The organism is Marinobacter sp. S6332 (genome assembly GCF_023016045.1).
Lineage (GTDB): Bacteria > Pseudomonadota > Gammaproteobacteria > Pseudomonadales > Oleiphilaceae > Marinobacter.
The window spans coordinates 12,078-30,228 of sequence record NZ_JALKAP010000008.1; the positions used below are offsets into that span (position 1 = coordinate 12,078).

The window sequence follows — 18,151 nt, forward strand, 5'->3', positions numbered from 1 at the left end:
TCATATTAGTATTTCCCCTACTTGTCCTCATATATGACTCTACATTGCCGGCGATTTATAGATATTGGCAAAAGGTCTAAATCTTGAGTTTCTCCTGCAATAGGCCTGTTGCCAAGGCCTTCAGACACCTGAATCAGCTGTGGTGTATGTTTCTAAGGCGCCGGTGGTAGCGTAGTTTGTCCTGCAGCTCTCGAAGGGTTTTTAGGCCTTCTTTATGTGCTTTGTTCAGTGCAATTAATGTGAGTTCAGCCGTTGCCAGCGCATCTGAAGCGGCGTGGTGCCGGGCACTGACTTCAAGGCCAAAATAGTCCGCCCAGTGATCCAAGCCTTTGCCTCCCGTTTTGGCATCCGGAAAAAACGCAGGTAGCACATCAGCGACGTCCATCCATGTATGGTTCTGGGTGTAGCCCAACTCTGCTTTTAATGTTTTTTCAAGAAACTTCTGATCAAAGGCAGAATGGTATGCGAGTACCGGATCACCATTCATCCACTCCAGTAAAAACAGCAGAGCATCCTCAGTCTCATGACCTTGGGTGAGGGCTTCCGGGCCAATACCGTGAATTAGAACAGTTTGGGTGATGTCCAGTTCCGGGCGCCTTAGAACGAGGTCAAACTGATCACTGAGGTCGATAGCACCGCCGCTAATAGCGACTGCGCCAATAGCGATTACTTCATCTTTTCCGGGATGTAGGCCGGTTGTCTCCAAATCCAGCACTATCAGTCGGCACTGAGAAAGTAGCTGATCCCCCGGTGTTTTAGGCTTGGGCGTATTCTCTGGCGCTATATTGCCGGATATGCCAGTGCGGCGACGTGCAATCCACTGTTTGATCTGTTGCAGCATGGTCGGCGGCCTGACTTCAGAGTTGGTAGGCAAGTTCAAGTTTTTGTTGCAGGCGCTGGGCCTGCCTGAACGATTCTCGCAAAATCCTTCTGTCTAGCGGATTTAGGTCATTCGGATCAATAAAATTTGTGAGCTCCTCGCCACGTTCCAGCATTTCCTGATGGGACCGCATGCGAATAGCTTGTATGAGGCTGTAGGCGTCTTTCCAGGCATTGGCGTCTTTGTCGTCAAAAATACCCTTTCCAACCAGTTCGTCCATCCTCTCAAGCGTATTTGCATTTTTCACACCGTTGGCCAGCGCAAATACGCGCACGGCCTCAACGAAAGGCGCGAGACCTTGACGCTTGAGGTCCAGACTGTTCTTTTTGCCGTCAGTAACGTAACGAAAATTGCGAAACATAGTCAGCGGTGGCTTTCTCTGGAGTGCGTTTCCTGCAAGCATCTTTTGGAAAAGCGCATTCTTCTGGATTCTTGCGAGCACTTTGTCAAGAAGCTCGTTTAACGAGTCGGTGGGGCCATAAACCGCTCTCATGTCGAGAAATATGGACGAGTACACCAGATTTTGCGGAGTGGATGCATCAATGAAGCGGATGAACCAGTCATCCCACTCGTGATCACTCAGGCACAGCTTAGGGTTGCTGGCCATGATGTTGCCTTTGCATAGTGTAAAGCCACACTGGGCAAGCTCGTCATTTACTGCTCGGGCGAAGGGCAACAGCTTTTCACGGACTTGATCTTCCGTCATGCCTTCCGGCGTTTGGAATAAAATACCATTGTCTTGGTCTGTCAGAAGGGTTTGCTCCTGTCGGCCTTCGCTACCAAACGTTAGCCAGGTGAAGGCTATGCCTGGGTCATTTTTCTTTATATTTAGCTCGAGTACACGCCTCACAGTGACGTCGTTAAGCGTCGTAATGATTTTTACGACCTGGCCAGAGTCAGCGCCGTGGGCCAGCATAGCGTCCACTAAGCGGGATACATCGGTGCGAAGGCTAACCAATGTGCGTAAATGTGTGGCGGTGCCAATTGTGCGGGCGAGGTTTACCAGATCAACCCTTTGCAGGGAAAAGAGATCCCGCTCCGATACCATTCCTATCAAACGCTTGTGTTCATCCACCACGCAGAGATGTGCGAAGTGGTGTTCTGCCATTAGCATGGCCGCGTCAAATGCATCTGCGTGTACAGGCAGGCAGCAGGGATTTTTGGTCATGATTTGACCCACAGGCTCGTCTAAGCTGCACGTTTCCTCTGCAATCATTGTGCGCAGGTCACGAAGTGTAAAAATACCTATGGGGTGCCGGCCGTCGTCGGTGATAACGATGCTGCCAACACTGTTTTCATGCATGCGGGCAACGGCTTTGCGCACTGGCAAATCCGGGTTGCACACAATGGGGTTGCGCAAGGCGTAGCGCTCAAGAGGGGTGCTTAGAGAGATGCTAGACCCCATAGATGCCATGGCGCCGGTTTGTATGCGTTGGTTAACCTGATCCAGCAAGCTGCTGACACCGCGTAAGCAAAAATCTCGGAATGATTCGCTCTCGGATATCAGGGTTATAAACGCGTCTTGCTCAATACTTAAACAGAAAGTATCGCCAGCTGCGCGGTGTATAGTTCGTGTGGGGCGTTCCCCTATGATTGCCGCTAGGGGAAAACACTCGCCCTGGCTTATCTCAAATGTGGTTTCGGTTTTGTCGACTTTCTCATTATGTCGTTCGCCACGAATCCGTCCCTGTTTAACAACGTAAAACCTGTTAACGACGCCGTCTTCTGCCGATAAAACAACATCACCATCGGCGTAGAACCGCAGCGTTGCATGCTCCGCAAAGTGAGCGAGATGATCGTCATCCATGTTTGAAAAGGGCGCATGTGACTGTAGGAAGACCATGATGGCGCGAGTATTCTGCGGGCGAGTTGTGTCCTGATTTGCTGCTGCCATAGCTGGTCCCGTCATTTCGTTATTATTGTCAATTTACAGTGTAGAACACTGAAGCCAATGTTCACTCTACGATATTGGTCGCATCTTCAGCGGTTTGATGGGGCCCAGATGCAAGCTTGATCAAACCTCGGCTTTCTTTATGGAAAGCGTGCCGAGTGGTAGAGTTCCTTCATTCAGCAGCTTATTGAATGCACGGCCATGATTACCAAAAATGATCGCCTCAGTTTTCTTGAGGAAATGAAGGATGTCCGGCGTATCCGAAAACCCAATCGCGCCGAGATAACCACCCCCCGCGAACTGACGCCCGGCCACTTGGAGCGTCAGCGTGCTGCCGTGGAAAAACCGCTTCGAGATGCTAATCCACTGACCTCGGACATAGTTGAACCCTTAACCGCGCACGACATTCTCAGTTGGCAGCGACCCGGTATACAGAACGGTGTCTTCCGCAAGCTTAGGCTGGGTCAATATCCTATTGAGGCGAGACTGGATCTGCACCGAATGACGGTGGAGCAAGCGCGCAAAGAGGTGTTCCAGTTCATCGGAGACTGCGTTAATTACGGCCTACGGTCCGTGATAATTCTTCATGGGAAGGGTGAGCGTAATCCTGATGGCATAGCCCAGCTCAAAAGCTATTTGGCTAAATGGTTGCCGGAACTCGCAGACGTAATGGCGTTCCACTCCGCCCAGAAGCGACATGGTGGAACTGGGGCAGTCTATGTCATGGTGCGCAAGAGTGACCGGGACAAACAGCGCAACCGCGAACTGCACGGCACACGCTAGTGTTTCCGAGTGGTTTATGCATCTGAAGCGTTAATCGACCTCTAACCGATCTGAAGTAAGGACTTTTCATGAAAAAAATGGCTCTGATATTGTTTGTTGGTTTGGCCCTCGCGGGCTGCAAAGACCGCGTGATTTGGGACGACAAAGGCAAGATTGATGAAAAGACCCAGAATCGTGAGGTGTGGGACTCCAACGGGAAAATGAAAGCCGATGAGCGCGAAGTCTGGGTAAATAAAGACGGCGAAAAAGTTGTGAAGTAATGCATTGGTAAAATCTGCACCAAGCAGCCTTCGGCCACACAAAATCAAGAACCCAACACGCGGTGTTGAGATTAGGGAGAGAGTAGGCATGGCACTTAGCCTTACAGTTAACGGCGAACAGCGCTCGTTGGATATTGAGGGTGATACCCCTTTGTTATGGGTATTGCGTGACGAGCTGGGGCTGAAGGGCACCAAATTCGGCTGTGGTGCGGGGCTGTGCGGCGCTTGCACGGTACATCTGAATGGGCAGCCGGTGCGGTCCTGTTCGACCCCGGTTGAGTTCGCGGCTGGTGGTGAAGTAACCACCATAGAAGGCTTGGCTGAAGACGGGCAACTCCATGCCCTACAAAAAGCGTGGATTGCCGAGGGTGTGCCACAGTGCGGTTACTGTCAATCTGGCCAAATCATGAGTGCAGCCCATCTTTTGGCAACCAATCCGGCTCCAGCCCGAAATGATATTGTCGCAGCGATGACTGGCAATCTCTGCCGTTGCGGCACCTACTCGCGCATCATTGCAGCTGTAGAGTCGGTGGCCGCAAGCTCTCTCGCATACGATGCGTCAGCAGCCGGGCAGGAGAGGTGATATGGCTATGAATCGACGCGACTTTCTGAAAGTTAGTGCTGGTACGTCTGGCTCCCTAATGCTGTCCCTGTCGCTCCCCGGTTGTTCTGGCATGCCCACCGGTTACACGCAGGAAACCGGCGAATGGAAACCGGACGCTTGGCTTGAGATAACCAATACTGACGAGATTCACTTTACTTTGGCCCGGGTTGAGATGGGGCAGGGTACCTACACCGGTCTTACTACATTGATTGCGGAAGAGCTGGAGGTTGATCCAGAAGCGATTACGCCCAGATTTGCACCGGTGGCGCCTGAATACCGCAACCCGCTATATAAGCTACAGCTGACGGGCGGCAGCACCAGTATTTCTACCAGTTGGGAACCCTTGCGCACAGCAGGGGCTTCGGCGCGGCAGATGCTGATCATGGCAGCGGCTAGAGTATGGCAAGTGAACTCCGCGGATTGCTCTGCGGCTCAGGGACGGGTGCTTCACCCCAACGGTCGGGATTCCATGCGCTACGGGCAGTTGGTGGAACTCGCGGCTAAAGAATCCGTAAGCTATGATATAGCACTCAAGCCGGCGAGCGAGTGGAAGTACATTGGCAAACACCGCGGCCGACTTGATGCCCGTGCCAAATCCACCGGCACTGCGGTTTATGGCATTGATGTAGAGCTGCCCGGGATGGTTTACAGCGTTGTAACCCGGCCACCCCGTTACGGTGCGCGGGTTAAAGCGTTCAATGAAAGCGATGTGCGTGCTATGCCGGGAGTTTTGGATGTATTCGAAATCGAACGCGGCGTGGCAATTGTTGCCGACAAATATTGGCGTGCCCGAAAAGCTCAGGATGCCTTGAAAGTAGAATGGGATAACGAGGAAGCTTTGTCGCTTTCAACCCATGAGATGTTTGCCTCCTATCGAAATGCGGCGGATGAGGATCGCGGCGAGTCGGAGCGTAGCGAAGGCGATTATGAAGACTCTCTTGAAAAGGCAGAGAAGGTATTTGACGCAGAATACAGCCAGCCGTATTTGGCCCACTCAACTCTGGAGCCGATGAATGCGACTGCCTGGTACCGCGACAACAGCATCGAAGTGTGGGCGCCTACACAGGCTCCCGATCTCGGTCGTATTGCTGCGGCTAGGGTAACTGACCTTTCTCCGAGCGATGTTACAATCAACACTACATTTCTTGGTGGTGGGTTTGGCCGCCGCTTGACTCAAGATTATGTCGAAGAAGCTGCGGCGGTTGCATACCGGATTAAAAAGCCAGTGAAACTGATTTGGTCGCGGGAAGAAGATACCCAGCACGACTTATATCGCCCGGCCATGCTGCACCGGATGCAAGCTGGCTTTGAAGGCAGCAAGCTAATCGGTTGGCACCACCAAATCGTTGGGCCCCAGTTGCTGGACTGGTATGTGCGAAATGCTGCGCCAGCCCAGCACCCTTGGGCGCCAAAGTTCATGTACGACACATTGGGTAAAGTCGGCTTGCTTGCCGAAGGTATTGCAACCCCAAAGGATATGTCGGCCATAGAAGGGGCCATCGAGTACCCCTACAACGTAGATAACATAGATGTTCGCCATACTCACACCGACCCCGGTGTGCCGGTCACATTCTGGCGATCAGTAGGGTATTCCCATAATGGTTTTGCCGTCGAAACCTTCATGGACGAACTGGCTCACGAAGCCGGAGAAGACCCCTACCAGTTTCGTCGAAAACTGCTGATGGGTCAGCCCAGACATCTGGAAGTGCTCGACAGAGCTGCGCGATTAGCCAACTGGGATACGCCCGTTGCACAAGGTCGTGGCCGAGGCATAGCGCTGTTCAAAAGCTTTGGAACCTTTGTGGCTCAGGTGGTAGAAGCCGGGGTGGAGAATGGCGCCATTAAGGTCTACAAAGTGGCCTGTGCTGTGGACTGCGGCCAAGTGGTTAACCCGCGCATTGTAGAAGACCAGATTGAAGGGGGGATTATCTTCGGGTTGACCGCGGCGCTTTACGGCGAGATAACCTACGAAGATGGCCAAGTGCAACAGAGCAATTTCCACGATTATCAGCTGCTGCGGCAATATGAGCTGCCCGAGGTAGCTGTGGACATTATTAAGAGCACGGAAGCCCCAACAGGCGTTGGCGAGCCCGGTGTGCCTCCGGTTATTCCGGCCCTGGGCAATGCGCTTTTTGCGTTGACGGGCAAGCGCCAGCGCAGTCTGCCTTTGAAAGCCGATGCCTGAAACCCCTACCGCTCCGGTAACTGGTAGCCACGAATCGGTGATTAAAGATGTCCTGTCATGGCTTGAGCAAGGCAGGCGGGTGTGGTTGTGCACGATTGTGGAGACCTGGGGCTCATCGCCCCGGCCTGCCGGTTCTTGGTTGGCGGTGAGTGACACGGGGCAATGGAGTGGTTCCGTGTCAGGCGGCTGTCTGGAAGAAGATCTTCTGCGCCGCACCGCCCACGAGGGCTCTGACTACCCTGTGGTTGTCGACTACGGTATTACCGACAACGACCGTGATGACTTTCGGCTGCCCTGTGGTGGTCGCATCCGGTTGCTAGTGGAGCCCTTGGGTGCCGCTTCAGACAATAGCAGCGCGATAGCGCATGTGCGGCAGCTGGCAGGCGCTTTGAGCCATCGCAACCCAGTAGCCCGGCGCGTCATTCTCCAAAACAACCTTCAAAATACCTCCAAAAGCGCTTATCGCAGCACGGATCAAAGCAGTATGACGCTGCAGTTGCCTGAGCCTGCCTCTGATGAGCCCAGCATTGTGTTTGACGGGCAAGAGTTGCGTCATACGTTACGGCCGGAATGTCGGCTGCTGCTCATTGGTGCCGGAGAAGTCGCACGTTATGTGGCAGAGTTTGCAGGTGCGGCTGATTTTACTGTCACGCTTTGTGAGCCTCGCGAAACCTTTGCTTCTGGCTGGGGGCACCCGAAACTGCCACTAGACCGGAGATTGCCGGATGATGTGATAGTCGAGTCTTTTAGCGATAGTTGGTGCGGCGTGTTGGCGCTGGCACATGACCCGCGAATAGACGATATGGGCTTGCTGGCGGCGCTGCAGTCGCCAGCGTTTTATGTGGGTGCCATGGGCTCAAAACGAACATCCGAGGCTCGGCGTGAACGTTTGGCATCGCTTGGCCTTGGTGATGCTGAACTGCAGCGCTTGCGTGCACCTGTCGGCATCGATATACCCAGTAAAACCCCTGCAGAAATTGCCATTTCCGTTGTTGCTGATTTGATTGCCGCGCGGCATCATTTGCGAACAACCCACGAGCCATGCTCTTCATCTTTTGGAAAGTAAAACCGTGTTTGATGTAAGCCGATACGCTGTTGTTGCCGAAGCCATAGTGGATGCCGGGCGCTTCCTGTACGGGCGTGGCTGGTCTCCGGCTACAAGCAGCAACTATTCTGCCCGTATAGACCCAGAACATATTGCCATTACGGTATCCGGCCGCCACAAAGGTCAATTGGGCGCGGGCGATGTCATGGTTGTCGATCTTCAGGGCAAGCCTGTGCAAAGCGACTGCCGTGCCTCTGCAGAGACGCTGCTGCATACGGTGCTGTATTCGGTGTTCCCGGATGTTGGGGCCGTTCTGCATACCCATTCTGTTAACGCAACCGTGCTAAGTCGGCTCGTTCCAGCTGGGGAGCTTTTAACGTTTGAGGGCTATGAGTTGCAAAAAGCCTTCGATGGCGTGGAAACCCATGAGTCGACGGTCACGATTCCAGTTTTTGAAAACACTCAGGATATTGAAGCTCTGGCCATGGAAACCCGAGAGTGGTTTCTGGAACACCCCGAGCAACCCGGCTACCTGATTCGCGGGCATGGTCTGTATACCTGGGGCAAAACCATGGCGGACTGCCTGCGGCATGTGGAAGCCTTTGAATTTTTGTTTGAATGTGAACTTGCAACCAAGAGGGTTCGCCCGTGACAACTTTGAGTATTTTTGACGCACACAACCCGAAATCTGCACCAACAGTAACCCATGACTCAGGCGAAATCGGCGAGTTATTGAACAGCAAGGGCGTCCGTTTTGAGCGTTGGCCAACCCAGAACCTACCAGCAGATGCAGCGCCAGAACAGATTCTGGAAGCCTATCGCTCTGAGATTGCGAAGCTGAAGTCTGAGAGCGGGTTTCAAACCGCCGATGTGGTAAGCCTGAATCCGGATAATCCACAGAAAGAGGCTTTCCGAAGCAAGTTTCTTGATGAGCACATTCACAGTGAAGACGAAGTGCGCTTTTTTGTGCGCGGGCAGGGCATTTTCTATCTACACCTTGGCGATCAGGTGTTCGCGGTTCAGTGCCAGAAAAACGACCTGATCAGCGTGCCTCAGGGCACTCGGCACTGGTTCGATATGGGGCCGGAGCCGGAGTTTACGTGCATTCGCTTGTTTACCAACCCTGAAGGCTGGGTTGCAGACTTTACCGAGGAAGATATTGCCTCGCGCCTGCCGCGCTTTGAGGAATTAGAGGGGGTGTTAGCATGATCCGGGTCATTCTTACGGATATTGAAGGTACGACCAGTTCAATCTCTTTCGTTCACGATGTCCTGTTTCCCTATGCGGCAGAGCACTTGCCGGGTTTTGTCCGCGAGCATTGCGACAAACCTGAGGTGTCCGGACAACTGGATTCGGTAGCCAAGGATGCAGGCGTGGACAGAGACGATACCGAAGCGCTGATTGAAATCCTCCAAACATGGATTCGCGAGGACCGTAAGGTCACATCGCTCAAGGCACTTCAGGGCATGGTTTGGGAACAGGGGTATCAGAAAGGGGAGTTGCAGGGTCACATCTACGAAGACGCAGCACAACATCTGCAATACTGGCATGACCGTGGCTTGCGTTTATACGTTTATTCGTCAGGCTCGGTGAAAGCCCAGAAACTGATCTTTGGCTTTACGACGGCTGGTGACTTTACACCGTTCTTTTCAGGCTATTTCGACACCAGAGTTGGTGGTAAGAAGGAACCAGAAGCCTACCGTAATATTCTCAATGAACTGGGTGTTGAAGCCGAAACGGTTTTGTTCCTCTCTGATGTTGAAGCCGAGCTTGAGGCGGCCGAGGCTGCGGGTATGAAAACGGCGTGGTTGATCCGTGATGGTGATTTGCCAGAAACAGAGCGGGTTGTTGCCCGGAATTTTGCCGAGGTGGACGCTGCCCTGCTGCAAAAGCGGTAACCGGTATCCAGCGCCCATCCGGGCTGTTCTAGGAGGTAAATATGCCAGCATCCACTGCTGTCAGATTGTTCACTTCCACCTTGGCCGCGCTGCTGCTGACAGGTTGCAATCCCTTCTCGGATGCTCGCCCAATGATGGAGGAATATGTCGAGCGGGTTGGGCGGGTTCTGGATGCAGAACCAGTATTGTCGGAGGTGCCTGCAGCAAAGCCCATTCCCAGACGCCGTAACCGTGTGCTGCCAATGCCCGAGTTGGAATTGGGTATGCTGGATTTTTTATCCTTGTACGGCTGTGAGCTGCAGTATGTAGTGGGAGAGAAAAACTCTGTTATGGGCAAGGTGATGCAACCCCTTAACCGGTTACGTTATGAGGTGCGTTTTATCCGGGCCGCCACTGAGTGTTTGGAAACGGTGGAAGGTGAAGAGCTTGAAAGCGTGTTGAAGCAAGCCATTGCCAGTAAGCGTGAATCACTCCCAATCGCGGTTTGGAACGCAACCTGGGGTGTGGAGGAAGTTGAAACACTATTTACGCTCGCCAAAGATGAGTACCCCGTAGAAGCTAAAGACGCGCTCTCGGACCTTGCCCGCGATGTCCGCCAGTTAAATAAATCGGTGGCAGCCCTTCTTGTACAGGACCTTGAAGTAGATTTGAGCTTCTGGGGCAAGGTGCACCAGCGCTGGCAAGCGGAATACCGGGCAGGCCAGTTACTAAATAGCGCTCGACTGGTTGCAACGCGTCTCGAAGACGGCACACGCCTCTTACGTCTGCGGTTGAATAGTCGCCCGCTGTGCTTCAACGGCAAGCCAAATAGCCAGTCTGATATCGTTCAAAGTATGTTTTTCAGTATCTATATTGGAAAAATCCAACCCTACCTCGCCGACATACGTCGCGCCCGCACAGATTTGATAGAGCCCTTACATGAACTTGCTATCAGGCAGGCAGAGGTAATGCCGAAAGCGTTTCAAGAATGGAGCCGTTCGACGCTGGTTTTACAGGGCCACGATAGTGCGTGGGCCAATCTGGATAATGCTGTGACTACCCACACTAAAGCGTGGCAAGCGCTGCTTGAACAGTGTGGGTTGAGGCCGGGAGCATAACGGCTACTTGTTTTTGTTTAGCAAGCACCCGCCTTGAAGTCAGCGTTGGCTTGCCGGTGTAACCCGGAGAATTTCCTCAACGGTGGTCTGGCCGCTGGCCACTTTTTGTGCGCCGCTCAACCTCAGTGATTTCATGCCTTCTCGATAGGCGTCCAGCCTTAGCTGCTCAAGTTCGCAGTGATCAGTAATCTGACTCGTGAGTGCGCCCGACAGCGTCATGATTTCGTACACGCCCGCACGGCCAAGGTAGCCGGTGTTGCGGCATTCCAGACAGCCTACGGGTTTATGGAAGTGTTTGGGTGGCGGAGCTTTCCAGGGTTTGGTCAGCGTCTGCCAGGCTTGCGTGTCAACGGGCGCTGAGACTTTGCAGTGCGGGCAAAGTGTGCGAACCAAGCGTTGTGCCATAACGCCCAATACCGTTGCACGGATGAGATAGGGAGGAATGCCGAGTTCCATCATTCGAGTCAGCGCGCTTGGTGCGTCGTTGGTGTGCAGGGTTGAGAGTACTAAATGCCCCGTCAGGGCTGCTTGAACCGCCATTTCAGCAGTTTCAAGATCGCGGATCTCTCCAATCATAATAATATCTGGGTCTTGCCTCAGTAGGGCCCGAACGCCAGAAGCAAAGGTCAGATCAATGTTGGTTTGAACCTGCATCTGGTTGAATGCTGGTTCCACCATTTCGATGGGGTCTTCAATGGTACAAACATTCAGCTCGGCAGAAGCGATCTGCTTGAGAGTGGAATACAGTGTTGTGGTTTTACCGGACCCTGTAGGGCCGGTAACCAACATAATCCCGTGGGGTTTTGAGGTTGCTTCCTGCCAGCGCTCCCGATCTTCGCGGCTGAATCCCAGTTGTTCGTAGGATTTTAGCAACACATCAGGATCGAATATTCGCATGACCATTTTTTCGCCGAAAGCCGTTGGCATGGTAGCCAAACGAAGTTCTACTTCGCTGTTGTCGGGCTTGCGAGTTTTTAGACGGCCATCTTGAGGTCTGCGTTTTTCTGCAACGTTCAGTCGCCCCAGAATTTTTAGCCTACTGGTAATGGCCATACCCACATGTTCTGGAAACTCGTAAACGCTGTGCAAAACGCCGTCTATCCGAAAGCGTATGTGGGTTAGCGTGCGTCTTGGCTCAATGTGAATGTCAGAGGCGCGCTGATCAAAGGCATATTGCAGTAGCCAGTCGACAATACGCACAACGTGCTGGTCGTTGGCATCGGCGCTGTCGCTGGCGCCCAAGTCCAGTAGCTGCTCCAGATTCTGATGACCTGCGCTGTTGCCCGGACCTTGGCCACCACTGGCTTTATTCACAGAGTTCGCGAGCTGATAGAATTCGACGGAGTAACGTCGAATATCTTCGGGGTTTGCCACTACGCGACGAATGTCTTTGCGCACCGCTTGGTGTAGATTGCCCTCCCAGTCGGTTTTGAAGGGTTCCGCACTGGCTACTACTATTTCGTCCGGTCCAATCTCAACGGCGAGAATGCCATGGCGTTGGGCGAACGCATAGGACATAACCCGGGCAATCGCGGGCGTGTCTATTTTTAATGGATCAATGTGATAATAGGGTTGGCCAGCCCAGCCAGCTAGCCATTGTGTAAGCCGGTCGAGATCGAGAGTCTTGCCGCTCTTTTCGCTGGTGAGCGCCGCAATAGCAACAAGCTCCAGCGGGTGACGTTTTGCTGTCTGACTGCTGGCAGCGCCGAGATTGGCAGAGAGCACCCGCTCAGCGCTTTCCTGATTGATTTCGCCGTCGCTGACCAGTGCTGTACAAATATCCCGCAATGTTAGGGTGCTTCGTGGGGGCGCAGGCGGCTTAGAAGAACGTGACGGTGTGTGCTCTGCTTTAGTGAAATCAACCATGGAGTATCACTTTTCGGAGTTGGGGCGAATCAATCGGCAACTGGCCGGTTCACTTTCAAATGAATCATAGCCACAGTGAACAAGAGAAAGGTCAGGATCATAAGCGCGACAGGGCCAGGCGCACCCTGACTAAGCCACGAGGTAACCACTGCTTGAGTAAAGTAAAAAATCACTGCAAAAGCTAACCAAATATAGCCTCGATTATTGCCACGGAACACGGGCACCACCAGTGCCAGCAGCGGTATCAACTTAACGGATAGCATAAGGGCTATGGAAACGCCTGCAATCGGCGCCGGGTAAAAGGTGGTGATCAAAAGGGTTGCCAGTACCGCCAGATAAAGAAACTGGGTTGCGTGGGCGGTGTGCCGGGCTTTGGGGTTGTGGAGCATTGTTGAATTCCCGAAAAGTATAAAGTGCTTTACGTGGCGCGGCTGTGTTTGTGTCAATCAGCTAACTTGAGTGCCAGATTTGCAAGGCGTTCACCAAATAGCTGGCAGAGGGCCTTTTCATGTTTGCTCAACGGTTGTTGCTCCGCAGTTCCGGCCCAGTGTGTGGGGCCATAGGGTGTGCCGCCGGTTGTGGTTTCACTGAGGTTTTCATCGGTATAAGGAAGCCCACATAACACCATGCCGTGGTGCAGCAAAGGTATCATCATGGTCAGCAATGTAGCCTCCTGGCCACCGTGCAAGCTTCCGGTTGAGGTAAACGCCCCCGCTGGCTTACCTTCTAGAGCGCCGCCCAGCCATAGGTCGCCAGTGCTGTCTAGAAAGTATTTGAGCGGTGCTGCCATATTGCCAAACCGGGTAGGGCTGCCAATAGCCAGGCCAGCGCAATTAGCGAGGTCGGATTTGCTGGCATAAGGCGCACCTGTGTCTGGAACCGGAGGCAATGATGCGTCTGTATCAGGCGAAACCGTGGGAACGGAGCGCAGTTTTGCCTCGATACCCTTCACCTTTGCGACTCCGCGGCCTATTTGGCGTGCCAGCTCCGCTGTCTGCCCGTTGCGGCTGTAATAGAGAATTAGAACATAAGGCAGTTGCTCAGACACTTTGGCTTCCTTTAGTCGGCGGTCGTACAATCAAAGAATGGTTAGAATGTTTTCCGGTGGGCGCCCCACGGCAGCTTTACCGTTGGCAAGAACGATGGGCCTTTCAATCAATTTTGGAGTGGCCACCATAGCAGCAATCAGTTGGTCGCGGTTAAGGTTCGGGTTGTCCAGTCCTTGTTCCTTGAATTCACTTTCGCCGGTTCGCATTAGTTCGCGCGGCTGGCGGCCGAGTGCCTCAAGAATATCGGAAAGTTCCTGCCCTGTTGGCGGTGTTTCCAGGTAGCGTATAATCTCCGGCTCAATACCCCGCTCCGTGAGTAGTTCGAGCGTTTGGCGAGATTTTGAACAGCGGGGGTTGTGGAAAATCCGGATGGGTTCTGTCATGTTCGTGCCTGTTTGTTGAAATGGAGCTGCAATTATTTGTAGCAAGCAGTCTAACAGGAGGTTTTCCCTTGCAGAACCCTGTCATCCGCCGGTTGACCCGGAGAGTCGTCGTTACGGCAGCGGTATTTTTAGCGGTTGCATTAGCCGGTTGCCAAAAAGTTGAGCTGGAAAGAGCAGAGGGCCCAAAACTCGCCTGGGATGACCTGCGGGGTCAGTGGGTGTTGGTTAATTACTGGGCTGAGTGGTGTAAGCCTTGCCTGGAAGAAATCCCGGAATTTAACGAGCTGGACAAAGCGCCGGATATTACGGTGCTTGGCGTCAACTTTGACGATGTGAAAGGAGAAGCTCTGGTAAATCTCGGTAAACGAATGGGCATTGAATACACCATGCTTGGTCAGGATCCGGGGCCCGAATTCGACTGGAAACTCCCGGTTGCCTTACCCGCAACCTTTATAGTTAATCCCGAAGGGGATCTCGTGGAGGCTCGTTTCGGCCCTCAGACGGAATCCGATATACGCGCATTAATTGGCGGGTGATCGCTTCTCGGGCATTTTTTACGACCACTCAAATCTTTTAATGAATACACATGCAGGAATAACCTGACTCTATGTCGCAGACTTTTGTACACCTTCGCGTGCACTCCGAACATTCCATGGTGGACGGCCTTGTTCGCGTAAAACCGCTGGTCGAACGAGTTGTGGAGCTGGGCATGCCAGCCGTGGGCCTCACGGAACAGTCCAACATGTGCTCGCTGGTGCGGTTCTACAAAACGACAACCGGGGCAGGCGTCAAACCGGTTATTGGCGCGGACCTTTGGTTAGAAAATCCAGACGAACCAGAAGCCCCGTTCCGTTTAACCTTGCTTGCCCGGGACAATCAAGGCTACCTCAATCTCACAGAAATCATTTCCCTTGGGTACACGGAAGGTCAGCGTTACGGCAAGCCGATTGTTCAACGCAAATGGCTAGAGACCAGAGCCGAGGGCTTGATTGCCATGTCGGGAGCCAAAATGGGTGATGTGTGCAAGGCGTTGCTGGCCGGCAAACCCGAACTGGCGAAAACGCGGGCCGAGTATTGGATGAACCTATACCCGGGCTCTTATTATCTGGAGTTACAGAGAACTGGTCGGCCCGGTGACGAAGACTGCCTGCACATGAGTGTCGAGCTTGCTCACGAGTTAGGGCTTCCCGTTGTAGCGACAAACGACGTGCACTTTTTGGAAGCTGATGACTTTGAAGCCCATGAGGCACGGGTCTGTATCGGTGAGAGCCGGGCACTCGATGACCCCCGACGTGATCGCCGCTTCAGCGACCAACAATACCTGCGCAGCGCTGAAGAAATGATTGAGTTGTTCAGCGATGTGCCAGAAGCCATCCAGAACACCGTCGAGATAGCACGGCGCTGCTCGGTTACAGTGCGATTGGGCGAGTACTTCTTGCCCAATTATCCGGTGCCGGAAGGCATGACCATGGATGAATACTTCCGCAAGGTGTCTGAGGATGGTTTGGAAGACCGTTTGGCCAAAACCCTGCCTAAGGACGATCCCGACTATGACAGCAAGCGCGAAGCCTACTACAAGCGGCTGAATTTCGAGCTGGATATCATCATCCAGATGGGATTCCCGGGCTACTTTCTGATCGTGATGGACTTTATCAAGTGGGCTAAGAACAACGGCGTACCCGTTGGTCCGGGGCGTGGTTCCGGTGCGGGTTCGCTGGTTGCTTACGCTCAGCTCATCACCGACTTGGATCCCCTAGAATACGACCTGCTGTTCGAGCGCTTTCTTAACCCGGAACGGGTATCCATGCCCGACTTTGACGTCGACTTCTGTATGGAAGGACGGGATCGGGTTATTGCCTATGTAGCTGAAAAGTACGGCCGGGAAGCGGTTTCCCAGATCATTACATTCGGCACCATGGCGGCGAAAGCGGTAGTGCGAGACGTGGCCCGTGTGCAGGGCAAATCCTATGGGCTCGCAGATAAGCTGTCCAAAATGATTCCCTTCGAAGTGGGAATGACTTTGGGTAAGGCGGTTGAGCAGGAGCCAAGTCTTCAGGAATTCCTAGAGCAAGATGAAGAAGCTCAGGAAATTTGGGAAATGGCCCTAAAGCTTGAGGGTGTGTGCCGGAACGCCGGCAAGCACGCTGGTGGCGTGGTAATCGCACCCACCAAAATTACCGACTTTTCGCCGCTCTACTGCGATGATGATGGCGGTAGTTTGGTGACCCAGTTCGATAAAAACGATGTGGAAGACGCTGGTCTGGTGAAGTTTGACTTTTTGGGCCTGCGTACGCTGACCATCATCGACTGGGCCTTGAAAATGATTAATCCACGGCGGGAGAGCCGGGGATTGCCGCCGCTGGACATCAATGAAATTCCGCTGGATGACCCGGCTTCCTTCGTAATGTTGAAAAAAGCGGATACTACAGCCGTATTCCAGCTGGAATCCCGAGGCATGAAGGATCTGATCCGCCGCCTACAGCCAGACTCTCTGGAAGATATGATCGCTCTGGTGGCGCTGTTCCGCCCCGGGCCATTGCAATCGGGCATGGTTGACGACTTTATCGACCGGAAGCATGGCAAGCAGCCTATGTCGTTCCCGCACCCGGACTATCAATACGAAGGCTTGAAGCCCGTGCTGGAGCCCACCTATGGGGTTATCCTGTACCAAGAGCAGGTCATGCAGATTGCTCAGGTGATGGGTGGCTATAGTCTGGGTAACGCGGATATGTTGCGCCGTGCCATGGGTAAGAAAAAGCCCGAGGAAATGGCCAAGCAAAAGCAGTTTTTTCTCGATGGGTGTGAAGGCAATGGTATCAATAAAACCCTTGCTGAAAATATCTTTGACTTGGTTGAAAAGTTTGCTGGTTACGGCTTTAACAAATCCCACTCTGCTGCCTATGCGCTGGTGTCCTACCAGACGCTGTGGCTGAAGGCGCACTACACCGCCGAATTCATGGCTGCGGTTTTGACCGCAGATATGCAGAATACGGACAAAGTTGTCACGCTGGTTGAAGAGTGCCGGAACCTAAAGCTGGACTTGGTACTGCCGGATGTAAGCCGCTCGGAGTATACCTTTACAGTTAATGATGAAGGCCAGATTGTATACGGCTTAGGCGCTATCAAAGGGTTGGGCGAAGGCCCGATTCAAGCCATTGTGGAAGGTCGAGCCAGCGGCGAACCTTATCAGGATCTTTTCGACTTCTGCCGAAAGGTAGATCTGAAAAAAATCAACAAGCGGGCGATGGAAGCCTTAATTCGCTCCGGTGCCATGGACAAGCTCGGTGCCAGCCGGGCCCAACTGATGGCCAGTATCCCCAAAGCCGTTCAGCAGGCGGATCAACAATCGCGTAATGAGTCCGTCGGCATGGTGGATATGTTCGGCGATATGCTGGAAGCCGCTGATGGCGGCGATCCCTACGCCGATGTGGCGGACGTGCGCGAATGGCCCGAAAAGCAGCGCCTTAAAGGCGAAAAAGACACTCTGGGGTTGTATCTTACGGGGCATCCGTTTGATGAATATGAACGCGAAGTCCGGCGCTTTGTGCGCTCGTCCATTTCGGATCTAAAACCCAATAAATCACCACAACGGGTCGCCGGGCTTGTGATTGCTCAGCGAACCATGAAAACGCGCACTGGCTCCACCATGTGCTTTATTACGCTGGATGACCGTAGCGCACGAATTGAGGCAACTCTGTTTTCTGAGGCGTTCTTTGAAAACCGCGAGTTGTTGCAATCAGATCAGGTGATTGTGGTTGAAGGTCAGGTCAGCCACGATGATTACTCTGGCCAAATGAAAATGCGGGTTAGCTCGGTAATGGACGTGCCTAGCGCGCGCAAGCAGTTCAGCAAAGGTCTGAAGCTGAACCTGCGTGCTGACCAGCTTCAGAATGGGCTCTTGGACAAAATCGACAGCACCTTAAGGCCGTTTCGTTGCGACGGCAGCCCCGTATGGATTGAATACAGTAGTCTGGAAGCTATTACTAGAATTGAGTTGGGAGAAGCTTGGCGCGTACAGCCAGATGACAACTTGTTGCTGGAACTGAAGTATCTGGTGGGCGACCAGTGCGTAGAACTGGTCTATGATTGAGTGACTAAGACAAATAGCAGTTCGCAAAATTAAATATTTGTCAGGTTGCGGGCTCATACCAATGTCCGCTTTAGCCGAGACTCTGGCGCTGCTATCTTTGTCCCAAATTCTTTATTGGCG

Annotated in this window: 17 protein-coding genes; 11 read left to right on the forward strand and 6 right to left on the reverse strand. The window is 53.2% G+C overall.

Annotation, left to right across the window (positions count from 1 at the left end; all coding sequences use genetic code 11):
* Positions 1-133: 133 nt before the first annotated feature.
* Positions 134-841 carry a 3'-5' exonuclease gene (locus MWU62_RS12505; RefSeq protein WP_247115233.1) on the reverse strand — a complete coding sequence of 236 codons (708 nt, stop codon included), beginning with the start codon at positions 839-841 and terminating at the stop codon, positions 134-136.
* Positions 842-857: 16 nt separating this feature from the next.
* Positions 858-2,774 carry a putative nucleotidyltransferase substrate binding domain-containing protein gene (locus MWU62_RS12510; RefSeq protein ID WP_247115234.1) on the reverse strand — a complete coding sequence of 639 codons (1,917 nt, stop codon included), beginning with the start codon at positions 2,772-2,774 and terminating at the stop codon, positions 858-860.
* Between the two features lie 198 nt (positions 2,775-2,972).
* Here MWU62_RS12510 and smrA point away from each other — a divergent pair, with 198 nt between their 5' ends.
* From smrA to MWU62_RS12555, 9 genes are all read left to right on the forward strand, one after another.
* Complete coding sequence (gene smrA, locus MWU62_RS12515) at positions 2,973-3,554, forward strand: DNA endonuclease SmrA (RefSeq protein WP_247115235.1); 582 nt, start codon at positions 2,973-2,975, stop codon at positions 3,552-3,554.
* Between the two features lie 68 nt (positions 3,555-3,622).
* Positions 3,623-3,814 carry a hypothetical protein gene (locus MWU62_RS12520; protein ID WP_247115236.1) on the forward strand — a complete coding sequence of 64 codons (192 nt, stop codon included), beginning with the start codon at positions 3,623-3,625 and terminating at the stop codon, positions 3,812-3,814.
* Between the two features lie 88 nt (positions 3,815-3,902).
* Complete coding sequence (locus MWU62_RS12525; RefSeq protein ID WP_247115237.1) at positions 3,903-4,397, forward strand: (2Fe-2S)-binding protein; 495 nt, start codon at positions 3,903-3,905, stop codon at positions 4,395-4,397.
* Position 4,398: 1 nt separating this feature from the next.
* Positions 4,399-6,603, forward strand: coding sequence for a xanthine dehydrogenase family protein molybdopterin-binding subunit (locus MWU62_RS12530; RefSeq protein WP_247115238.1), 2,205 nt, complete (start codon positions 4,399-4,401; stop codon positions 6,601-6,603).
* Positions 6,596-7,669 carry an XdhC family protein gene (locus MWU62_RS12535; protein WP_247115239.1) on the forward strand — a complete coding sequence of 358 codons (1,074 nt, stop codon included), beginning with the start codon at positions 6,596-6,598 and terminating at the stop codon, positions 7,667-7,669. Before MWU62_RS12530 ends, MWU62_RS12535 begins: the two co-directional genes overlap by 8 nt.
* Positions 7,670-7,673: 4 nt before the next feature.
* Entirely contained in the window at positions 7,674-8,300 is a 627-nt protein-coding gene (locus tag MWU62_RS12540; RefSeq protein WP_247115240.1) for a methylthioribulose 1-phosphate dehydratase, read from the forward strand.
* A complete protein-coding gene (locus MWU62_RS12545; RefSeq protein WP_247115241.1) occupies positions 8,297-8,857 on the forward strand; it encodes a cupin in 561 nt (186 codons plus the stop codon). The genes MWU62_RS12540 and MWU62_RS12545 overlap by 4 nt, the downstream gene beginning before the upstream one ends.
* Entirely contained in the window at positions 8,854-9,546 is a 693-nt protein-coding gene (gene mtnC / locus MWU62_RS12550; RefSeq protein WP_247115242.1) for an acireductone synthase, read from the forward strand. Before MWU62_RS12545 ends, mtnC begins: the two co-directional genes overlap by 4 nt.
* Before the next feature lie 41 nt (positions 9,547-9,587).
* Entirely contained in the window at positions 9,588-10,643 is a 1,056-nt protein-coding gene (locus MWU62_RS12555) for a DUF3080 domain-containing protein (RefSeq protein WP_247115243.1), read from the forward strand.
* A 39-nt stretch (positions 10,644-10,682) separates the two neighbouring features.
* On the opposite strand, the gene MWU62_RS12560 is transcribed toward MWU62_RS12555, so the two are convergent.
* Genes MWU62_RS12560 through arsC form a run of 4 tightly spaced genes read right to left on the reverse strand, consistent with a single transcriptional unit; the run spans position 10,683 to position 13,941 of the window.
* On the reverse strand, positions 10,683-12,509 hold the full coding sequence (locus tag MWU62_RS12560) for a type II/IV secretion system protein (RefSeq protein ID WP_247115244.1): 1,827 nt from the start codon (positions 12,507-12,509) through the stop codon (positions 10,683-10,685).
* Positions 12,510-12,538: 29 nt separating this feature from the next.
* Positions 12,539-12,898 (reverse strand): DUF2069 domain-containing protein, encoded by a 360-nt coding sequence (locus MWU62_RS12565; protein ID WP_247115245.1) that lies wholly within the window; start codon positions 12,896-12,898, stop codon positions 12,539-12,541.
* A 53-nt stretch (positions 12,899-12,951) separates the two neighbouring features.
* Positions 12,952-13,557, reverse strand: a complete 606-nt coding sequence (wrbA, locus tag MWU62_RS12570) for an NAD(P)H:quinone oxidoreductase (protein ID WP_247115246.1) — start codon at positions 13,555-13,557, stop codon at positions 12,952-12,954.
* A gap of 30 nt (positions 13,558-13,587) precedes the next feature.
* Complete coding sequence (arsC, locus tag MWU62_RS12575; RefSeq protein WP_247115247.1) at positions 13,588-13,941, reverse strand: arsenate reductase (glutaredoxin); 354 nt, start codon at positions 13,939-13,941, stop codon at positions 13,588-13,590.
* Between the two features lie 83 nt (positions 13,942-14,024).
* On the opposite strand from arsC, the gene MWU62_RS12580 reads away from it, so the two are divergent.
* Complete coding sequence (locus MWU62_RS12580; RefSeq protein ID WP_247115370.1) at positions 14,025-14,477, forward strand: TlpA disulfide reductase family protein; 453 nt, start codon at positions 14,025-14,027, stop codon at positions 14,475-14,477.
* Between the two features lie 71 nt (positions 14,478-14,548).
* Positions 14,549-18,031 (forward strand): DNA polymerase III subunit alpha, encoded by a 3,483-nt coding sequence (gene dnaE, locus MWU62_RS12585; protein ID WP_247115248.1) that lies wholly within the window; start codon positions 14,549-14,551, stop codon positions 18,029-18,031.
* The last annotated feature ends 120 nt before the right edge of the window (positions 18,032-18,151 follow it).